The organism is Duganella sp. AC917, from assembly GCF_979258245.1.
On the sequence record NZ_OZ409848.1, the window covers coordinates 3,490,873 to 3,509,910 of the forward strand.

General features: G+C 65.9%; 12 protein-coding genes. 2 read left to right on the forward strand and 10 right to left on the reverse strand.

The window, feature by feature from the left end:
• The first annotated feature begins 582 nt into the window (after positions 1-582).
• A complete protein-coding gene (locus tag ACZ0BA_RS15115) occupies positions 583-1,836 on the forward strand; it encodes an Atrophin-1 multi-domain protein (protein ID WP_463452045.1) in 1,254 nt (417 codons plus the stop codon).
• A gap of 132 nt (positions 1,837-1,968) precedes the next feature.
• Positions 1,969-4,005: an acyltransferase family protein gene (locus tag ACZ0BA_RS15120; protein ID WP_463452046.1), complete on the forward strand. Its 2,037-nt coding sequence runs from the start codon at positions 1,969-1,971 to the stop codon at positions 4,003-4,005.
• Here the strand turns inward: ACZ0BA_RS15120 and ACZ0BA_RS15125 are convergent.
• From ACZ0BA_RS15125 to ACZ0BA_RS15170, 10 genes are all read right to left on the reverse strand, one after another.
• Positions 4,002-4,391: a RidA family protein gene (locus ACZ0BA_RS15125; RefSeq protein ID WP_463452047.1), complete on the reverse strand. Its 390-nt coding sequence runs from the start codon at positions 4,389-4,391 to the stop codon at positions 4,002-4,004. The two genes, ACZ0BA_RS15120 and ACZ0BA_RS15125, sit on opposite strands and share 4 nt — an antisense overlap.
• Positions 4,391-5,581, reverse strand: a complete 1,191-nt coding sequence (locus ACZ0BA_RS15130; protein WP_463452048.1) for an acyl-CoA dehydrogenase family protein — start codon at positions 5,579-5,581, stop codon at positions 4,391-4,393. Before ACZ0BA_RS15130 ends, ACZ0BA_RS15125 begins: the two co-directional genes overlap by 1 nt.
• 4 nt (positions 5,582-5,585) lie before the next feature.
• Positions 5,586-6,440, reverse strand: coding sequence for an enoyl-CoA hydratase family protein (locus ACZ0BA_RS15135; protein ID WP_463452049.1), 855 nt, complete (start codon positions 6,438-6,440; stop codon positions 5,586-5,588).
• Between the two features lie 9 nt (positions 6,441-6,449).
• The gene (locus ACZ0BA_RS15140) at positions 6,450-7,025 is read right to left on the reverse strand and encodes a MarR family winged helix-turn-helix transcriptional regulator (RefSeq protein WP_463452050.1); all 576 of its coding nucleotides are present in this window, start codon (positions 7,023-7,025) and stop codon (positions 6,450-6,452) included.
• A gap of 14 nt (positions 7,026-7,039) precedes the next feature.
• Positions 7,040-7,852, reverse strand: coding sequence for an SDR family NAD(P)-dependent oxidoreductase (locus ACZ0BA_RS15145; protein WP_463452051.1), 813 nt, complete (start codon positions 7,850-7,852; stop codon positions 7,040-7,042).
• A complete protein-coding gene (locus ACZ0BA_RS15150; protein WP_463452052.1) occupies positions 7,849-10,230 on the reverse strand; it encodes a bifunctional salicylyl-CoA 5-hydroxylase/oxidoreductase in 2,382 nt (793 codons plus the stop codon). The genes ACZ0BA_RS15145 and ACZ0BA_RS15150 overlap by 4 nt, the downstream gene beginning before the upstream one ends.
• Entirely contained in the window at positions 10,227-11,891 is a 1,665-nt protein-coding gene (locus tag ACZ0BA_RS15155) for an AMP-binding protein (protein ID WP_463452053.1), read from the reverse strand. Before ACZ0BA_RS15155 ends, ACZ0BA_RS15150 begins: the two co-directional genes overlap by 4 nt.
• Positions 11,892-11,992: 101 nt before the next feature.
• Complete coding sequence (locus ACZ0BA_RS15160; protein WP_463452054.1) at positions 11,993-12,709, reverse strand: response regulator; 717 nt, start codon at positions 12,707-12,709, stop codon at positions 11,993-11,995.
• Between the two features lie 90 nt (positions 12,710-12,799).
• Entirely contained in the window at positions 12,800-17,764 is a 4,965-nt protein-coding gene (locus ACZ0BA_RS15165) for a two-component regulator propeller domain-containing protein (protein WP_463454762.1), read from the reverse strand.
• A gap of 78 nt (positions 17,765-17,842) precedes the next feature.
• A complete protein-coding gene (locus ACZ0BA_RS15170; RefSeq protein WP_463452055.1) occupies positions 17,843-19,018 on the reverse strand; it encodes a patatin-like phospholipase family protein in 1,176 nt (391 codons plus the stop codon).
• Between the last annotated feature and the right edge of the window lie 20 nt (positions 19,019-19,038).

The following is a 19,038-nucleotide window of genomic DNA, read 5'->3' on the forward strand; positions in this document are numbered from 1 at the left end:
CCACCCCACTACGGGCAAGCGACCAAGCACGACGCATGCCAACCTTAGCCATCACGATTGAAATTCAATTCACCTAGAAAATATACGTGTTTTTAAAGCATCGATAGTTTTTTCATTAAGACATCGCATTTATAATTTCCGTATTTGTTGCGCCGCAAGTATTCAGGTGCCAAACGTCCACCCAAACGCCCTCTTTACAGCGGTCACAGCCGATTGTGCGGCGCATCAATTTTTCTCCGATTTTTTTCCTTTTGACGTTTTTGCTTGATATATTGCAATGTAAAATTTTCCTAAAAGAAAATTTACAAAGGCCATGCTATGCCCTATAATAAGTTTCATAAAAGCATAAATATGCTCACGGTCAGTTACAGCCTTCATCATTTTCGAGGACTGTACATGAGATTTAGCCCTACCCGACTGCGTGCATTGCTCGCGTCAACCTGTATCGCCGGCGCCATGATGGCGTCCGTTTCATTCAACGCACAAGCTCAAAACGCCTATGATTCTTCCACCGGATGGGGCACTTACCAGCGCCCCTTCTCGGCTGATTCACCTTGGAACGCCCGTCCGATACGCCCCCATTTGGGCACGTTCGAACTGCGCAAACCAATCTTTAATCCGACCTGGCTTCCGGCTGTCGACGACGGCGCCTATTCGCTCACGGTGTTCAAGGCCACGGCTGCCGACAAACCGATGACGGTCTATAACGTGTCCGACCCGGACTCGGCCAAATACTCGCGCAACGTCACGTTGCCGCATTGGCCGGCCGGCGTGACTCCGGCCACCGGCGCCGACGGCCATGCCGACATCGTCGACACGGTGACGGGTATCGTCCATTCGTTCTTCCAGCTCAAATGGCAGGGCAACAAGTGGACCGCCACCATGTACTCGTGGACGCGGCTCGACGGCCGCGGCTGGGGTGATGCGGTGCACTGGAGCCAGGGCGCGCGCTCGTCGGGCGTACCGCCTTCGGGTGGTTTGATCCGCCGTCACGAAATCGACGACGGCGCCGACTACTACAAACACGCGCTGGCCATGTCGCTGCCGAGCCACTCGCTTGCCAATGGCGTCAGCCAGCCGAGCTATGTGTTCCCGGCGACGACGGCCGACGCCACGGCGCACCTGAACACGGGGCAGATCCCGCTGGGTACGCGCATCATGTTGCCGGCCTCGTTCGACCACAAGTCGATCACCAGCCCGGCGCTGCGCAAGATAGCCAACACCCTCAAGGTGTACGGCGCGATGGTGGTCGATCGCACTTATGACGTGGCGTTCGGTATCTACATCGAGAACGGCGCCAATTACACGCTCATGCCTAATGGCTGGGACACCAAGGTGGTGGCCGATCTTGAGCGCATCCGCGCGGCGCTGCGACCGGTGCAGTGGGGCGAGAAATGGGTCGACGGCGATGGCAACACGTTCGAGGACCCGCAAAAACTCGGCGTGCTGTCGATGCGCGGCGACTGGCAAAAAGTCGGCGGCGGCGGCAACGGCCCTGGCAGTTACGACACCTGGCAGCAGGCGCTGGTCTTCCCGTACACGGACAAGAAGCTCAGTCAGATCAACTACAGCACGGGTGCGAGCCACGTCGCCTGGAGCGCCCTCAAACGTGGTGACTGGATGCGCTTCACGTCGGTCGCCACCGGCGGTGCCACCATCCGTCTGCAGGTGAGGGTCGGTACCGCGCTGTATTACGATAGCGGCGCCCTGGGCAATGGCGCATCGACGACCTTCAACTGGCCGGATGAGGCGCTGGGCAAGATCTCGGTGGCGGTGTTGGCGGACAGTGGCGTCTACACGGCGTCAACGGCAAAGGGCGTACTCGTTAAGAGATAAACCGGCAATACCGGCAGCGCGGAGCAATCCGCGCTGCCCGGGCCGTTGCTGTCTTCCCGTCAAAGTTGCTAAAAATAGAATTTTAGTGCATCATTGTTGCCGTGCGCTACGCACTATCCTCATGGCGGCGACATGCTCAAAATCCCTTCTGACTACCGCGCAGACATCGACGGCCTGCGCGGTATCGCCGTGCTCTGCGTGGTGCTGTTCCACGCCAGCGTGCCCGGTTTCGCCGGCGGCTTCGTCGGTGTCGACATTTTCTTCGTTATTTCCGGCTATCTGATATGCAGCATCATCGAGCGGGAAATAAACGAGCAACGTTTCAGCTACGCCAAATTTTACGCCCGCCGCGCGCGCCGCATCCTGCCAGCGTTATTCGCGGTGTTGCTGGCCTGCTTCGTCACGGCCATCCTGGTGATGACCAGCGGCGAAATGCAGGACTTTTCGCAAAGCGCGCTGGCGAACATCGCTGCGGTCTCCAATATCTATTTCTGGAAAAGCGCCAACTATTTCTCCTCCGCGTCCGAGCTCAAGCCGCTGATGATGACGTGGTCGCTCAGCGTCGAAGAGCAATTTTATCTGTTCTTCCCGCCGGTTCTGCTGCTGATCCGACGCTACAAGTGGCACACCGGCGCGGTGCTGGCGGGGCTGACCGCCATTTCCCTGTTGGCCTCGGTATGGGTGACGTCGCGCAATCCGTCGACCGCGTTTTTCCTGCTGCCGTCACGGGCCTGGGAGCTTGGCGTCGGCGCGCTGCTGGCCCATTACGGCAACCGCGCCGCGCTCGCCGGCCGCGCAGTGCCGGCGCGGCTTCGGGAAGCGCTCGGCGCCGGTGGACTGCTGGCCGTGGTCTATACCATCACGTGCTACGACGAGTCGACGGTCTTTCCCAGCATCGCCGCCGCCCTGCCGGTGTTCGGCGCGGCGATGCTGATCGCCGCCCATGGCAGCCTGGCCAATCGCCTCATCGTCGCCAACAAGGCGCTGGTTTTCATCGGGCTGGTGTCCTATTCCTGGTATCTGTGGCATTGGCCGATGCTCAGCTTCGCGCGTCTGGCGGTGGACCGGCCGATCGGCGTCGGCACAGCGCTGACTGTAGTCGCGTTGTCGTTCCTGTTGGCCATCGCCTCATGGCGATTCGTCGAGCGGCCCTTCCGCACCGGCAAAGCGAACGACCTCCGCACGCTGTGGCGCTACGGCGCGGCTACCGCCGCCATGCTGGCCGTCGGCGTCGGTCTCGCGGCCGGACAGGGATGGCCGCAACGCCTGCCGGACGGTTTCACCATCATCGAACAAAACGCCGGGATACCGGGGCATCCTTGCCTGGCCGGCTATGGCCAGTCAGCGCCGGACCGGTCGCCGGGATGCGCGACCAAAGGCGACCACGGATCGCTGGCGCTGGTTGGCGATAGCCATGCGGCGGCCATCGCGGCCGGCCTGCGCGCGGTCGCAGTCCACCATGGCCTTGGCTTTACCCAACTCACGAAGGCATCGTGTCCGCCCCTCAAAGGCGTGACGCGTCTGATGGCCAGTCAGCCGTCGCATGCGCGCGAGTGCGCCAGCTTCAACCAGGCGGCACTGGCGAGTGTGCGCGACAATCCTGCCATCAAGATCGTGGTGCTGGCCGGTTACTGGTCGGCGCCGTTCGACCAGGAAGCGGCCAGCCAGCGCTTCGTGCCGGACGCCCAAGCGGGCGGCCTGGTGACGCCGGAGCAAAGCAGACAATACCTGCGGGAGGGACTGGCGGGGACGGTCGCCATGATGACGGCTGCGGGCAAAACCGTATTGCTGGTCAAGGACGTACCCATTTTCAGCTTCGACCCGGTACGCGCCGTCGCCGCCGCATGGATTCCATCGCGCCAGCGCCTCGCGGCAGCACTGGGCATGCTGCCGACTGGCGACGGGCATAGCGCCGCCCAGAGCCTGCTGAGAAACCGGAACGACGAGACCAACGCCTACCTCGACGACATCGGCCGCCAATACCCCAAGCTCATGCTCATCGATCCGGCGACAACGTTGTGCGCGAACGGGCGCTGCGACTATAGCGGCCGCGCCGATTTGTATTATGTCGATTCACAGCACTTGTCCGACATCGGCGGCAGGGTCATGCTGGCGCAGCCGGCGATCGTCAAGCTGCTGGCCGGCGAACCCGGCGTCACCGTACACTAGGGCACGATCGCCGTGACCTCGATCTCCACGCGGGCGCGGTCCTCGACCAGCCCCGCAACCTGTACCGCCGTCATCGCCGGGTAGTGCGCGCCGATGACGTCACGGTACGCCGCTCCCACCTCCTTGTAGGCGGCCACATACTCTTTGCGGTCGATCACGTACCACGTCATGCGCACGATGTGCTCGGGCCGCGCATGCGCCTCGGCCAGCACGGCGACGATGTTTTCCAGCGCCTGGCGCACCTGGCCGGCGAAATCGTCGGTGTGGAACACGCCCTGCCCGTCCCACCCGATCATGCCGCTGACGCACACCGTGCGGCCGCTGGCGGCAACGCCGTTCGAATAGCCGCGCGGCCTGGCCCACTGCGGCGGTTGAAGTATCTCCATCATGCTTCCTTGTCGGTCTGCTCGCGCAGCAGTTCGCGCGCGATAATCAATTGCTGCACCTCGCTGGCGCCCTCGTAGATGCGCAGCGCACGGATCTCGCGGTACAAACGCTCGACTGGCTGTTCGCTGACCACGCCAAGGCCGCCGAACATCTGCAGCGCGGCGTCGATCACCTGCTGCGCGGTCTCGGTCGCCGTCAGCTTGGCCATCGCGGCCTCCTTGGTCACGCGTTTGTCGCCGCCGCCCTGGTCGCGCAGCCACGCGGCGCGGTAGGTCAGCAAGGCGGCGGCGTCGATGCCGGTCGCCATCTGCGCCAGCTTGGCCTGCGTCAGCTGGAAGTCCGACAGCATCTGGCCGAACATCTGCCGCCGCGTGGCGTGGGCCAGCGCCTCGTCCAGCGCGCGCCGCGCGAAGCCCAGCGCGGCGGCGGCCACCGAGGTGCGGAACACGTCGAGCGTGGTCATCGCCACCTTGAATCCCTGCCCCGCCGCGCCGATCCGGTTGGCGACGGGGATGCGGCAGCTGTTGAACGCCAGGCGTGCAAGCGGATGCGGGGCGATCACCTGAATGCGCTCGGCGATTTCGAAACCCGGCGTGCCCGCATCGACGATGAAGGCGCTGATGCCGCGCGCGCCGGGCTGCTCGCCGGTGCGCGCGAACACCACGTAAAAGTCGGCGATGCCGCCGTTGGAAATCCAGGTCTTTTCGCCGTCGAGCACATAGTGGTCGCCGTCGTCGTCGAGTACCGCCGCGCATTGCATGGCCGCGACGTCGGACCCGGCCTGCGGCTCGGACAACGCGAACGCGGCGATGGCGTCGCCGCGCGCCACGCGCGGCAGGTAGGCCTCGCGCTGCGCGGCGCTGCCGTGCAGGCTGATGGCGCCGGCGCCCAGCCCCTGCATGGCAAAGGCGAAATCGGCCAGGCCGTTGTGGCGCGCCAGCGTCTCGCGGATCAGGCAAATGGCGCGGGTGTCGATGACGTCGGCCTCGGCGCCGTGCGCCGCGCCCGCGATCGCGTGTCGCAGCCAGCCGCCCTCGCCGAGCTGGCGCACCAGCCGGCGGCAGGCGCCATCGACGTCCGCGTCATGATGCTGGCCGACCTCGCGCGCGGCCCATGCGTCCAGCCGCGCCTCCAGCGCCGCGTGGCGCGCTTCAAAAAACGGCCACGCGAGATAGGTTTTGTCGGTCATGCTGTCAATCGCCTTCGAAGTCGGGTTTTTGCTTGGCCACGAACGCGTGGTAGGCGCGGTGGAAGTCGTTGGTCGCCATGCAAATGGCCTGCGCCTGCGCTTCCGCCTCGATGGCCTGGTCGACGCCCATGTTCCACTCCTGTTGCAGCATGTTCTTGGTCATGGCGTGCGCGAAGGTCGGGCCGCTCGCCAAGCCTTGCGCAAAGGCGCGGGCGGCGTCCGCCAATTCTTCCGGCGCCCGCAAACTGTTGAAAAATCCCCAGCGCTCCGCCTCCGCGCCGGACATCGACCGTCCGGTGTACAGCAACTCGGCGGCGCGGCCCTGGCCGATCACGCGCGGCAGCAGCGCGCAGGCGCCCATGTCGCAACCGGCCAGGCCCACGCGGGTGAACAGGAAGGCGGTCTTGCTGCGCTCAGTGCCGATGCGGATGTCCGACGCCAGCGCCAGCATCGCGCCGGCGCCGGCGCAGATGCCGTCGATCGCCGCCACGATGGGCTGCGGGCAGGCCAGCATGGCTTTCACCAGGTCGCCGGTCATGCGCGTAAAGGCCAGCAAGCCTGGCATATCGAGCTTGGTCAGCGGGCCGATGATGTCGTGCACGTCGCCGCCGGAGCAGAAGTTTTCGCCGGCGCCGGTGATCACCACCGCCTTGATATCGTCCGCCCGCGACAGTGCGCGGAACAGGTCGCGCAGTTCGGCGTAGGAGTCGAAAGTCAGTGGATTTTTGCGGTCCGGGCGGTTCAGGGTCAGCGTGGCCACGCCGCCGTCGGCCTCGAACAAAAAATGGCTGGCCCGGTAGCCGCCCAGCGCGGCGCGGTTGCCCGGCAGCTGGTGGGCTTGGCCCTGAAGATATCGCATCTGTGCTCCTTATTTTTCGTCGGCGGCGCGTCCGGCGGAAGAATCGCCGGAATACAGGTGCTGCTTCATCTGCGACAGAAGGTCGATCAGCTGGCCCTTGTCGGCGCCGGACATGTCCTGCAGCAGTTCGGCGATCCAGCCCTCGTGCACCACCGCCATCTCGGTGAAGGCGCGGCGCCCGGCCGCCGTCAGCTTGACGCTGTAGGCGCGGCCGTCCTTGGGGTCGGGCACGCGCACCACCAGTTTTTCCTGTTCCAGCTGGTCGGTGATGCCGGTGATGTTACCGCCGGTGACCATCATCCGCTTCGACAGCTCGCCCATGCGCAGGCCCTGCGGATAGCGCTCCAGCTGCGCCATCAGGTCGAAGCGCGGCAGCGTGATGCCGAACGTCGCGCGCAAGCGGGTGCGGATTTCGGTTTCGATCTTGACGGTGCACGACAGCATGCGCAGCCACAGCTTGAGCGACTGGTGGTGGTCCTGCGTCAGGCGGCTGGCCAGGTCGAGCACCGGCTCGCCGCCCGCCGTTTGCTCCTCCGTCGCGGATGATTCGTCTTGTTTCTCTCGATCGTTGTCTGATAGGGGCATAGCTTCCTTGTACATCACATGACTTCACCGCCGGCGACGGCGATGGACTGTCCATTCATGGCGGCCGATTCGGCCAGGCATAGCCAGGCCACCGCGTTGGCCACTTCCTCGCTTTGCACCAGGCGCTTTTGCGGATTGCCGGCGGCCAGTTCGGCGCGGGCCTGGTCTTCGCTGCGGCCGGTCTTGGCGACTATATTGGCGACGGCGTCGCGCACGATATCGGTCTCAGTATAGCCGGGACAGACCGCATTGACGGTCACGCCCTTGGTCGCCACCTCCAGCGCCAGCGCGCGGGTCAGGCCGACCACGCCGTGTTTGGCGGCGCTGTAGGCGGCGGTGTAGCGGTAGCCCGTCAGCCCGGCCGTCGATGCGACGTTGACGATGCGGCCCCAATTCGCCTCCAGCATCGCGGGCAGCGCCGCCTGGGTGCAGTGGAAGGTGCCGGTCAGGTTCACGTCCAGCATCCGTTGCCACAGCGCGGCGCCGGTTTTCCCGAAAGGCGCGGCGGCGGCCTGTCCGGCGTTGTTGACCAGGATATCGATGCGGCCAAAATGTTCCGCCGCGGCGGCGAAACCGGCGCGCACCGAGTCCTCGTCGGCGACGTCGAGCACCTGCGTTGCGATCCCCGCGCCCGGCGGCGACATGGCGCGCATCGACGCCTGCGCGGCGGCCAGTGCCCCGACGTCGCGGCCGGCCAGCGTGACACGCGCGCCGCGCGACAGCAATGCCTGCGCGCAGGCGGCGCCGATGCCGCGCGAGCCGCCGGTGACCAGCGCATGCTTGCCGGCCAAAGGTAGTTTTTCTTGTGATGTCGATCCTTCGTTCATTCATCCGTCCCGCGTGGTTCTACATTGTTCGACAACGCCAACTGGCGCTCGCGCTCCTGATTGCGCTCCAACTGCTGCTTGGCCGGCAGATACTGCCTGGGCCAGCGAACCGCCGTATAACCCAGTTTCGCCGCCTCGGCCAGCGTCCACGCCGGATTGGCCAGATGCGGCCGGCCCACCGCGCACAAATCGGCGCGTCCCGCCGCGATGATGCCGTTGGCGTGGTCCGCCTCGAAGATCGATCCCACCGCGATTGCGCCGATGCCCGCCTCGTTGCGTATCCGGTCGGCGAACGGTGTCTGGAACATACGCCCGTACACCGGCTTTTCCAGCTTGCTGACCTGCCCCGACGAACAATCGATCATATCGGCGCCGGCGGCCTTGAACAAGCGCGCGATGCGCACCGCGTCGTCCGGCATGATGCCGCCCTCGACCCAATCGTGGGCCGAAATGCGCACGCTCATCGGCTTGTGGCGCGGCCACGCCGCGCGCATGGCTGCGAACACGCGCAACGGATAGCGGCAGCGGTTCTCAAGGCTGCCGCCATATTCGTCGCCACGCTCGTTGGTCAGCGGCGAGATGAAGGACGACAGCAGATAGCCATGCGCGCAGTGCAGCTCCAACCAGTCGAAGCCCGCTTCATTGGCCGCCCGCGTGGCGCGCACGAAATCGGCTTCGATGCGGTCCATGTCGGCCAGGGTCATCGCCCGCGCCGTCTGCGAAACGCCGGCCAGGTACTGTTGCGGCGACGCCGACACCAGCGGCCAGTTTCCCGTCTCCAGCGGCCGGTCGATGCCGTCCCACATCGCACGGGTCGAACCCTTGGCGCCGGCATGGCCCAGCTGTACCGCGATGTGGGCGTCGCTGTTCTGGTGGACGAAATCGACGATGCGGCGCCAGGCCTGCGTTTGTTCCGGCGTGTACAGTCCCGGACAGGCCGGCGTGATGCGGGCATCGGCCGATACGCAAGTCATCTCGGCGAACACCATCGCCGCGCCGCCCATCGCCCGCGCGCCGAGGTGCGCAAGATGGTAGTCGCCCACCACGCCGTCGACGGCGCTGTACTGCGCCATCGGCGACACCACGATGCGGTTTTTCAGCACCAGGTCGCGTACCTTGTACGGTGTGAACATCGGCGGCACATGTACCGAGGCGGTGGCCGGCGCCGGCAAACCGGCTTGTTCGAAGGCGCGTGCCGCGAACCAGTCCTCGTAGCCGGCCACGTAGGCCGCATCGCGCAGCCGCAGGTTTTCGTGCGACAGCCGCTGGCTGCGCGTCAGCATCGAGTAGGCAAATTGCGGCGCTTCCATCGCCGAATACCGCTCGACGTTCTCGAACCATTCCATCGAGTTGCGCGCCGCGCTTTGCAGCTTGGTCACCTCGACCGCGCGCACCTCCTGGTAGGCCGCCAGCGCAATGTCCAACTGCGCGGCATCCTCGTGACGACCGAAGCAGCGCGCCAGCTCGATCGCGTCCTCCAGCGCCAGCTTGGTCCCGGAACCGATCGAATAGTGCGCCGAGTGGGCGGCGTCGCCCATCAACACGACCGGCACCCGTTTGGCGCCGGCGTCGTTCCAGTGCACCCATTGGCCGCATACGATGCGCGGGAACTTGATCCACATGTTCGCCCCTTGCAGGTGGGGCGAATTCGACATCAGACCATGCCCGTCGAGCTGCTCGGCGAACAGCTGCTCGCAATAGGCGATCGCCCCGGCCTGGCTCATCTCCTCCAGCCCCGCCGCGCGCCACACCGACTCCGGCGTCTCGATGATGAAGGTCGAGGTCTCGCCGTCGTACTGGTAGATGTGCGCCTGGAACCAGCCATGCGCCGTCTGCTTGAAGGCGAACGTGAAGGCGTCGAACTTCTTGCGCGTGCCCAGCCACACAAAGCGGCACTGGCGCGCCTCGACGTGCGGCTGGTAGCTGTCCGCGTAACGGGTGCGCGTGCGGCTGTTCAGGCCATCCGAGGCGATCACCAGATCGGCGTCGTAGTGCGCGGCCAGCTCCTGGTCGTCCCGCACCTCGGTCTCGAACACCAGCGATACGCCCAGCTCCTCGCAGCGCTTTTGCAGGATGTTCAGCAGGTGCTTGCGGCCGATGCCGCAAAAGCCGTGGCCTCCCGACGTCACCTTGGCGCCTTTGAAAAACACGTCGATATCGTCCCAGTGATTGAACGACTGCTGGATCTCGCGCGCGGTCGGCTCGTCGGCCTTCATCAGGTTGCCCAACGTCTGGTCGGAAAACACCACGCCCCAGCCGAAGGTGTCGTAGGGCCGGTTGCGCTCCACCACCGTGATCCGGTGGGCGGGATTCTGCTTTTTCATCAGCAGGCTGAAATACAGGCCGGCGGGGCCGCCGCCTATGCAAAGGATGTTCATGGATTTTCCGTACGCAGTTTAAAGCGCTGCAGCTTGCCCGTCTCGGTGCGCGGCAGCGCCTTGAGAAAACGGATCGAACGTGGATATTTATAAGGGGCGATCTGCTGCTTGACGAATTCCTGCAACTGGACCGCCAGTTGCGGCGACGGCACTGCGTCCGGCTTGAGCACCACGTGCGCTTCGACTATCTGTCCGCGCTCGTCGTCGGCGCGGCCGATCACGCCGCATTCGGCCACCGACGGATGGCGCAGCAGCGCGTCCTCCACCTCCGGGCCGGCGATGTTGTAGCCGGCCGAGATGATCATGTCGTCGGTGCGCGAGCGGTAATAAAAATATCCGTCGGCGTCCATTTCGTAGGCGTCGCCGGTCAGGTTCCAGCCATTCAGAACGTACTCGGACTGGCGCGCGTCGGCCAGGTAGCGGCAGCCGGTGGGGCCCTTCACCGCCAGCCGTCCGATCACGCCGGGGCCGACCGGCTTGCCGTCATGATCAAGGATGCACGCCTGGTAACCGGGCACCGGCTTGCCAGTGGCGCCGGCGCGCACCTGGTCGCCCGCCGCCGAAATGAAAATGTGCAGCAGTTCGGTCGCGCCTATGCCGTCGATCATTTCCAGCCCCGTGGCGCGGCGCCAGGCATCGCGCGTCGCTGCCGGCAGCGCCTCGCCGGCCGACACGGTCGCGCGCAGAAAGGCCAGATCATAGGTGCCGGCCATCTGCGCCATCTGACGGTAGAACGTCGGCGCCGTGAAGCACACGGTGGCGCGATATTTTTCGATCGCCTTGAGCAGCGTTTCGGGCGTCAGCTTCTCCAACAGCACGGCCGCCGCGCCCACCCGCAGCGGGAACAGCAGAAGGCCGCCAAGGCCGAAGGTGAAGGCCAGCGGCGGCGTGCCGATGAACACATCGCCCGGCCGCGAGCGCAGCACAGAACGCGGGAAGCAATCGCAGATCGCCATGACGTCGCGATGAAAATGCATGGTGCCTTTGGGGACGCCGGTGGTGCCGGACGTGAAGCTGATCAGGCAAACGTCGTCGGCCGCCGTGTCTACCGCCTGGTAGCTGGCCGGCTGCGCGGCCATCAGCGCTTCCAGCGGGCTGTCCCCGCCGCCGAACCACAATGTCCTGTCGCGCACCGCTTGCGGCAAAGGCGGATCGATTGCCTCCAGCTCCGCGCGCAACCCTTCGGCGCACAGCACCGCGTTGACCTGCGACTTGGCGGCGATGGCGGCCAATTCGCGCGCGCGCAGCAGCGGCATGGTCGGCACGGCGATGCAGCCGCATTTGATCACCGCCAGGATGCACGCGGCCATCATCGGGTTGTTGGCGCCGCGCAGCAGCACGCGGTTGCCGGCTTCGAGCCCCATCGGCCCGCGCAGCACGTGGGCGATGCGGTCGACCCGCTCGCGCAAGCCGGCGTAGGTCAAGCTTTCGTGCTCGCCGAGGATCGCGGTGCGCGCATCGAAACCCTCGCTGTCCACGCCATCGCCGGCGCGGTCCAGCAGCTCCCCCACGCAATTGAGGCGCGGCGGATATTGCAGCTCGGGCAGGTCGAAGCGCAGCTCCGGCCACAATTCCAGCGGCGGCAAATGGTCGCGTGCGAAATGGTCGGTGTGGGCGCTGACCGGCGCGATGCCGGCGTAACTGTCGGTGGGTTGGTCCATGGTCACCCTGAAGTGGCAAAGTCAGAGATACTTTAAACCTAAACTATCTCGACATCAAGCGCAACCTGCGGAATAAAATCAGAGCGAAATCAAGACGCTTGTCAGCCAACCGTGCTTTTGCGGACCGATTCGGCCTGCTGACCGACCGCGCGCATCACATCTGACAGCACCGCCTGAACCGCCTCGTTGGACAGCCGGCCCGGCGCGAAGCCTTTCAGCGCGGCGGCCGCGCCCTCCAGGCCCAGCGTCACGCAGCCGGCGTGCAGCCGGTCGATCCGCGCTTGCGCCTCCTGCTGCCCGCCGGCGGCCAGCAGCGCATCGAGGTCGCCGCCGGCGGTGGCCAGCTGGTTGTGGAAGCCATTCAGATACACCAGCAGGCGTTCGCCGTTGATACCGAGGCGGCGCAATGTCGCCGCCGGATCCTCGGCCTGGTGGCAGGAAGCGCCGGCCGCCTGGTCGAGCAAGCCGGCCAGGTGTACCCGCACTTGCTCGGCCTGGAACGGCTTGACGATGTAGCCGGCGGCGCCGGCCTGCGTCGCCTCGTGCAAGGTGTCCTTGTCGGAGGCCGACGTCACCAGCACGAACGGCACGCCGGCCAGGTCGGCGTGGCCTTTGACGTGCTGCAGCAGCTCCATGCCCGACATATTGGGCATGCGCAGGTCGCAAAAGCAGATGGCAGGACGCAAGCCGCCCTGCAACTGCCGCCACGCGTCGGCGCCATCTTCGGCTTCCACGATGTCGAATTTGCCGCAGCTGTCGATCAAGTGCATCAAGACCATGCGCGAGACGACATCGTCGTCGACTACCAGAACTTTCATGTAATTCCCTGTGCCTTTGATCCCTCATTATAAACAGGGCATAAATCCCGGTGTCGCTAACTTGCGCAAGCGTCGCCCCGACACTTCGGCTTACAGCATGCTAGTCGCCCCGGCCTGCGCCAGCAGAACGCGCAGCCTGGGCATGGCCTCGACGATGCGCCGCCAGTCGCCGTGGTCGGCGCACAATTCCAGGTCGCCGCACAGGGCCTGCAACTCCTGCTCCTCCAGATAGCCTGCGCTGCCCTTCATGCCATGCAGCAGGCGGCTGGCGGTGTCGCCGTCACCGCCGGCCAGGGCCTGCTCGAGCTCCGCCAGGCGCAGCGGCGCGTCCTGATTGAAGGCGTTGCGCAGGCGGGCGCGCAGGTCGCCGCCGGCGCCACTGTGCTGCGCCAACCGGGCCGGCTCCGAGGCGGCCGGCTCGACGCCGAACATCGCGTCCAGCTCCGGCGTGCCGATGGCCGGGTGGCGGCGCGGCTCCATGCGGGGCAGACTGACACCGCGCTGCAGCTGGCGCTCGATCGCGCGGCTCAGCTGGAAATGCAACTTGTCCTCGTCGATCGGCTTGGTCAGGAAATCATCCATGCCGGCAGCCAGATAGCGGCTGCGGTCCTCTTCGCTGGCGTTGGCGGTCAGCGCGATGATCATCAACTCCTGGTCGCGCACGGGCGCCGCATCGGTGCCGCCGGAGCGGATCAGCCGCGTCGCGCTGGCGCCGTCCATCTCCGGCATGCGGCCGTCCATCAGTATCAAATCGTAGCGCGTCAGCGCACAGGCCTTGACGGCCAGCGCGCCATTGGCGGCGATGTCCACCTTGTGGCCCAGGTCCTCGAGCATCATGCGGATGATGATCTGATTGGTGGGGAAATCCTCGGCGCACAACACCTTGAGCTGGTGGCTGTGCGGCTCGCGCGGCACATGCCGCACCAGCGGCGGCGGCACGCCGTTCGCCAGCGGCAGCTCGAACGAGAATTCGCTGCCCCGTCCCGGCGTGCTGACGGCGTTGATGCTGCCACCCATCAGTTCCACCAGCTGGCGGCAGATCGCCAGCCCCAGGCCGGTGCCGCCGTAGCGACGCGTGGTCGAGGCGTCGGCCTGTTCGAACTGCTGGAACAGGCGCGGAATGGCGTCCGCCTCGATGCCGATGCCGGTGTCGGCGACGGTGAAACGGATGCGGTTGACGGCGCCCTTGTAGCCCGCCCGCGCGCGCCGGTCCGCGCCGCGCGCATCGTCCGGCGCGCGTTCCACGCGCATCGTGACCGACCCTTGCTGGGTGAACTTGAAGGCGTTGCCGACCAGGTTGACCAGCACCTGGCGCAGCCGCGTCGGATCGCCGACGACGAACTGCGGCAGGCCGTCGCCAAATTCCAGGCTGAAGCCGACGCTGTGCGCGGCGGCCTGCTCCTCGAACAGGCCGACCACATTGTGCACCGCCGCCGACAGCGAAAAGTCGATGTTCTCGATGGTCAGCTTGCCCGCCTCGATCTTGGAAAAATCCAGCAGGTCGTTGATGATCGACAGCAGCGACTGCGCATTGGCCTGGCCGCGCAGGATCTGCTCGCGCGTGCTGTCGTACAGGCGGCCGTCGCGCAGCGCGAAGCCCAGCATGCCGATCACGCCAGCCAGCGGGGTGCGCATCTCGTGGCTCATATTGGCCAGGAACTCGGACTTCTGCCGGGTCGCGTCCTCCGCCTTTTGCTTGGCCAGGCGCAGGCGTTCGTCGTTGTCCTGCAAGGCGCGGTTGGCCAGCGCCAGCTCCTCGGTGTGCAGGCGCACCTGCTTTTCCTGCAGCAGCAGTTGATCCTGCGTCTGGCGCAGTGTTTGCAGCGCCTCCTCCAGCTGCTGGTAGGCGCGCGCGTTTTCCAGGCCCGCCACCGCGTGCGAGGCCAAGGTCTGCAGCATGTCCATGTGCACCCGCTGATAACTGTTTTTCTCCGTGCTTTGCACGCAAATCAGGCCGACCACCTTGTCGGCGGCGATCAGCGGCGCGTACAGCGTCGACTGCGCGGCGGCCAGCTGCACGCCATCCTCGCGTACGCACAGCATCACCGAGTTAAGCCCGGTATCGTCCATGTAGTCCTGGTACTCCGCCCGCATGTCATTGATGAAGATCGGCTGGCCGTGAGTGACGCACCATACCGCCAGCTGGTTGGGTTGGTCGAGCCGGCGCTGGTACGGCAAGGTGCGCACGCCGCCCTCGATCGCGAACGGAAAATCGATCACGCCGTCGTCCTCGCGCACGAAGCCGATGCCGAAAATCTGCGCGCTCATTAGATGGTGCACGTGGCGGTACAGCGTCAGCATCGACGTTTCCATATCCAGGGTGGCGCTCAGCTCCCGCCCTAACTCGCTCAACACCGAGATGTTGCGGTGCGCCTGCTCGACGTTTTCCTTCTGCCGCTCGACTTCCTTTTTCTGCCGCTCGGTATCGACGCGGCGCTGTTCGGCCTCGGCGCGCTGGGCTTCGGCCTCCAGCCGGCGCAATTCCAGCTCCTGCTTCTGCTGCTGCAGCAGCAGGTTCTTATGTTCGACTTCCGCCGTGCGCGAGCCGACCAGCTGCTCGAGCCGCAGCTGCTGGCGGCGCAGGCTGCGCACGCGCGCGTGGTAGGCCGCGTAGGCGGCGCTCAGCAACAGCACCGCGATCACGCTGCGGAACCACCAGGTCTTCCAGAACGGCGGCAGGATGGTGATCTCCAGGGTGGCCGCGTTGTCGTTCCAGATGCCGTCCTTGTTGGCCGCCTTGACGCGGAACGTGTAGCTGCCCGGGTCCAGGTTGGTGTAGGTGGCGAATCGCTTGGTGGCGTCGGTCACCACCCAGTCCTCGTCGAATCCCTGCAACTGGTAGGCGAAGCGGTTGCGCTGGGGCGCGGCGTAGTGCAGCGCCGAGAACTCCAGCGAGAACACGGAATCGTTCTCGCTCAGGGTCAGCGCGTTGGTGTGCTCGATGGCGCGCGTGAGCACCGACGGATGCTCGCCCTGTCCGGCCCTGACCGACTTGTTAAATATCTGGAAGTCGGTGATCGCCACCGTCGGCGCCACGCTGTTTTCGCGCACGTCGCCGGGCGAAAAAGCGGTGATGCCGTTAAAACCGCCGAAGTACAGCGTGCCATCGGGCGTGCGCAGCGCGGCGCCGTCGAAATAGGCGCCCTCGATGGTGCCGTCGGCGCCGCTGTAGTTGCGCACCAGGCCCGAGTCGATGTTCAGGCGTGACAAGCCGCTGTTGGTGCTCAGCCAAAGGTTGCCGGCGTTGTCGGGCAGGATGGAGGCGATGGCGTCGTCGGCGATGCCGTCCTTGCGCAGGTAGCGCCGGAAACGAATGCTGCCGTCGGACGCCACGTCCATCCGGTTCAGGCCCGCCGCCGTGCCGACCCAGATGGTGCCGCGCGCATCCTCGTACAGGCAGTGCACCTCGTCGTGACTGAGGCTGAGCGGATCGCCGGCGTCGCGGCGGAAGTGGCGGAAGCGTCCCGTCTTGCGGTCCAGCAGATCGAGGCCGTTGAAGGTGCCGATCCACAGCTGGCCGCGACGATCCTCCAGGATCGGTCGCACCACGTTGTCGGCCAGGCTGTTGGCGTCGGCCGGGTTGTGGCGGAAGGTGCGCACGTCCATGGTGCGCGGATCGAGCCGGTGCAGGCCGCCCCGGCTCGCGACCCACAGCATGCCGTCGCGGTCCGCGAAGATGTTGCGCACCGTGTCGCTGCCAGGGTCGGCGCCCATGAACGACACCGCCCGCATCGCGCCGGTGGCCGGATTGAGGTAATTGACGCCGGCCCGCCCGCCGATCCAAAGGTTGCCGTTTTTTTCACGCAGCAGCGCGGTGACCTGGTCGTCGCTCAGGCTATTGGGGTCGCGCGGATCGTGGCGCCACACCCGGCTCTCGCCGGTGACGGGGTCGTACAGGTTCAAGCCGCCGCCGCTGCCAAGCCACAGCCGCGTGCCGCCATCGGCGACGATCGCCCGCACCTTGTTGTCGGACACGGAGTTGAGCATGTCCGACTGGCGCACGATGCGCGCGAAGCCGCCGCTGCCCATGTCGACGCGGCTGACGCCATCGTTCCAGGTGCCGACCCAGAAGGTGCCGACCCGGTCGCGGAACAGCGCGGATATCTGGTTGTCGGCCACGCTGTGGCCATCGCTGAACTGGTGGCGGTATTGCGTGAGCCGGTTCTCCGCCGGCAGCCAGCGGAACAGGCCATCGGCCTGGGTGCCGACCCAGATCTGGTTTTCGACGTCCTCGTACAAGGTGGTCACGCTCACGCCGGGGTTGACGCCCTCGCGCACGCCCAAGCGGCGGCGCTGCGGCTCGAGGCCGAGGAGGCGCCATTGTTCCAGCCCGCCCATGGTGCCGATCCACAGCGTCTGCGCGCTGTCGACCTGCAAGGACAACACGGCGTTGAAACGGCTGTCGCCGCCGGCGTCCATCGTGTAATGGCGGAAGCGCGCCGCGCCCGGCGCCAGCATATCGAGGCCGGTGGCGGTGGCCACCCACAGCCGCCCGGCGGCATCGCGCGCCAGCGCGTTGACCTGGTCGCTGGCCAGGCTGCCCGGATCGGCCGCGTCGTGGTGCCAGCTGGTGAAGCGCCTGGTGGAGGGGTTGAAGTGATGCAGGCCGTCGGCGCTGCCCACCCACAGGCCGCCCAGGCCATCGTCGACGATGGCGCGCACGTGGCGGTTGCCGTTGCCGCGCTGCCCCGGCTCCAGTGGCGCGAAATGCGTGAACTGGCGCGTGGCCGGATCGTACAGATCCAGGCCGCCGTCGGTGCCGACCCACATCCGGCCGGTGCCGTCGACGTGCAGCACGCGCACCCAGTTGTCGACCAGGCTATTGGGGTCGGAGACGGCGCTCTTGTAGATGACGGTGCGGTAGCCGTCGAAGCGCGTCAGGCCGGCCTGGGTGCCGAGCCAGATGAAGCCCTGCGTGTCCTGGGCGATGGCCAGCACCGATTCCTGCGCCAGCCCATTCTCGACGCCGAGCTGCTCGAAGCGCAAGGTGCGCGGCGGCGCGCCGGCCCATGCGGCGGCGACGGCTATCCCCCACAACAGCAGGACGGCCAGCAGCAATCGACCCGGCGAGAGTCTGGATAATCGTCTAAAAAACGGCAAAACGGTTCCGCAAGTCGGTAGTCAAAATCGAGTTCAGGATTCAAAGAAGGCCAGCACGTCCTCTTTACGAGCCTGGGTGTCGCGCTGACCGAGGCGGATCAACTCGCAAGTATAAGTCGATTCGAACAATAAATACGAGGCCAATGCGGCGCCGCGCGTTTCGGTCGCGCCGATTCCGGACAACATGGTGCGGATCGGCGCCGGCAAACTGGCGATGTGGCGGCTGGCGATATCGTCGAGCCGTTCGGAAGGCGCGATCACCAGCAGCTTGACCGGCTTGAGAGGCGTTTGCTCGAGCAGCTCGGGCGGCAGCATCGACAAGGTCTTGTTGACGCGTTCGAGGCGTTCGATATCAACCGCCAGCGAATCGAGGAAGATCGACGACATCGCGTGGCCGGCGATCTGCGCCAGGCTGGGATAGCGCGCCGAGCTTTTTTCGGCGGCGCTGCGGGCCGGCTCGGTCAAGCGTCCCGCGCCCACCACAAGCACCTTGCTGGCGCCGAGGTGGATCGCCGGCGAGATCGGCGCCAGCTGGCGCATCGAGCCGTCGCCGCAGTATTCGCGGTGGCCGCCCATGTACAGCGGCGTGGCCGGGAAGATAAAAGGGATCGCCGACGACGCCAGCAAGTGCTCGACGCCGATCTGGTCCTGCAACGCCACGCGCTGCATGCGTACCCACGGCGCGATGTCGGCGGCGGTCTGGTAGAACGTCAGGTGGTTGCCGGCGGTGTAGGACGAGGCGGTGACGGCCAGCGCGTGCAGCAGGCCCTCCGACAGCGCCGCGTCGAGGCGCGGCAGGTCGAGCATGCGGTGCAGCAGGCCGACCAGCGGCGTGTTGTCGAGCAGCGATGCCGGCGGCGCCGCGCGCCATTTGCGCAGCAGCCAGCCAAACGACAGCAACGACAGCCAGCGCGCGCCGGAGCGGATCACGCCCAGCGAATCGGCGCGGTAGACCTGTTCGACCTCGATATGCTCCCAGACGTCGAGCAGCTTTTGCACGCCCTCGCCGAAATTGTCGGCGCGGCAGGCCAGCGCCGTGGCGTTGATCGCGCCGGCGGAGGTGCCGCAAATGATGTCGAAAGGATTACGCGCCGGAGGCCAGCCCGCTTCCCACAATATCTCCGAGATCGCCTGTAGAACGCCGACCTGGTAGGCCGCGCGGGCGCCGCCTCCGGTCAGGATCAAGCCTGTTTTCTTTTGAATTCCCATGCGCCAAGGTTATCAGGGTC

What these genes read in the sequence shown, in the direction of transcription:
- ACZ0BA_RS15120 (WP_463452046.1), top strand. Translation starts at nt 1,969, where the DNA reads ATGCTCAAAATCCCTTCTGACTACCGCGCAGACATCGACGGCCTGCGC.
- ACZ0BA_RS15125 (WP_463452047.1), bottom strand. Translation starts at nt 4,391, where the DNA reads ATGGAGATACTTCAACCGCCGCAGTGGGCCAGGCCGCGCGGCTATTCG.
- ACZ0BA_RS15130 (WP_463452048.1), bottom strand. Translation starts at nt 5,581, where the DNA reads ATGACCGACAAAACCTATCTCGCGTGGCCGTTTTTTGAAGCGCGCCAC.
- ACZ0BA_RS15135 (WP_463452049.1), bottom strand. Translation starts at nt 6,440, where the DNA reads ATGCGATATCTTCAGGGCCAAGCCCACCAGCTGCCGGGCAACCGCGCC.
- ACZ0BA_RS15140 (WP_463452050.1), bottom strand. Translation starts at nt 7,025, where the DNA reads ATGCCCCTATCAGACAACGATCGAGAGAAACAAGACGAATCATCCGCG.
- ACZ0BA_RS15145 (WP_463452051.1), bottom strand. Translation starts at nt 7,852, where the DNA reads ATGAACGAAGGATCGACATCACAAGAAAAACTACCTTTGGCCGGCAAG.
- ACZ0BA_RS15150 (WP_463452052.1), bottom strand. Translation starts at nt 10,230, where the DNA reads ATGAACATCCTTTGCATAGGCGGCGGCCCCGCCGGCCTGTATTTCAGC.
- ACZ0BA_RS15155 (WP_463452053.1), bottom strand. Translation starts at nt 11,891, where the DNA reads ATGGACCAACCCACCGACAGTTACGCCGGCATCGCGCCGGTCAGCGCC.
- ACZ0BA_RS15160 (WP_463452054.1), bottom strand. Translation starts at nt 12,709, where the DNA reads ATGAAAGTTCTGGTAGTCGACGACGATGTCGTCTCGCGCATGGTCTTG.
- ACZ0BA_RS15170 (WP_463452055.1), bottom strand. Translation starts at nt 19,018, where the DNA reads ATGGGAATTCAAAAGAAAACAGGCTTGATCCTGACCGGAGGCGGCGCC.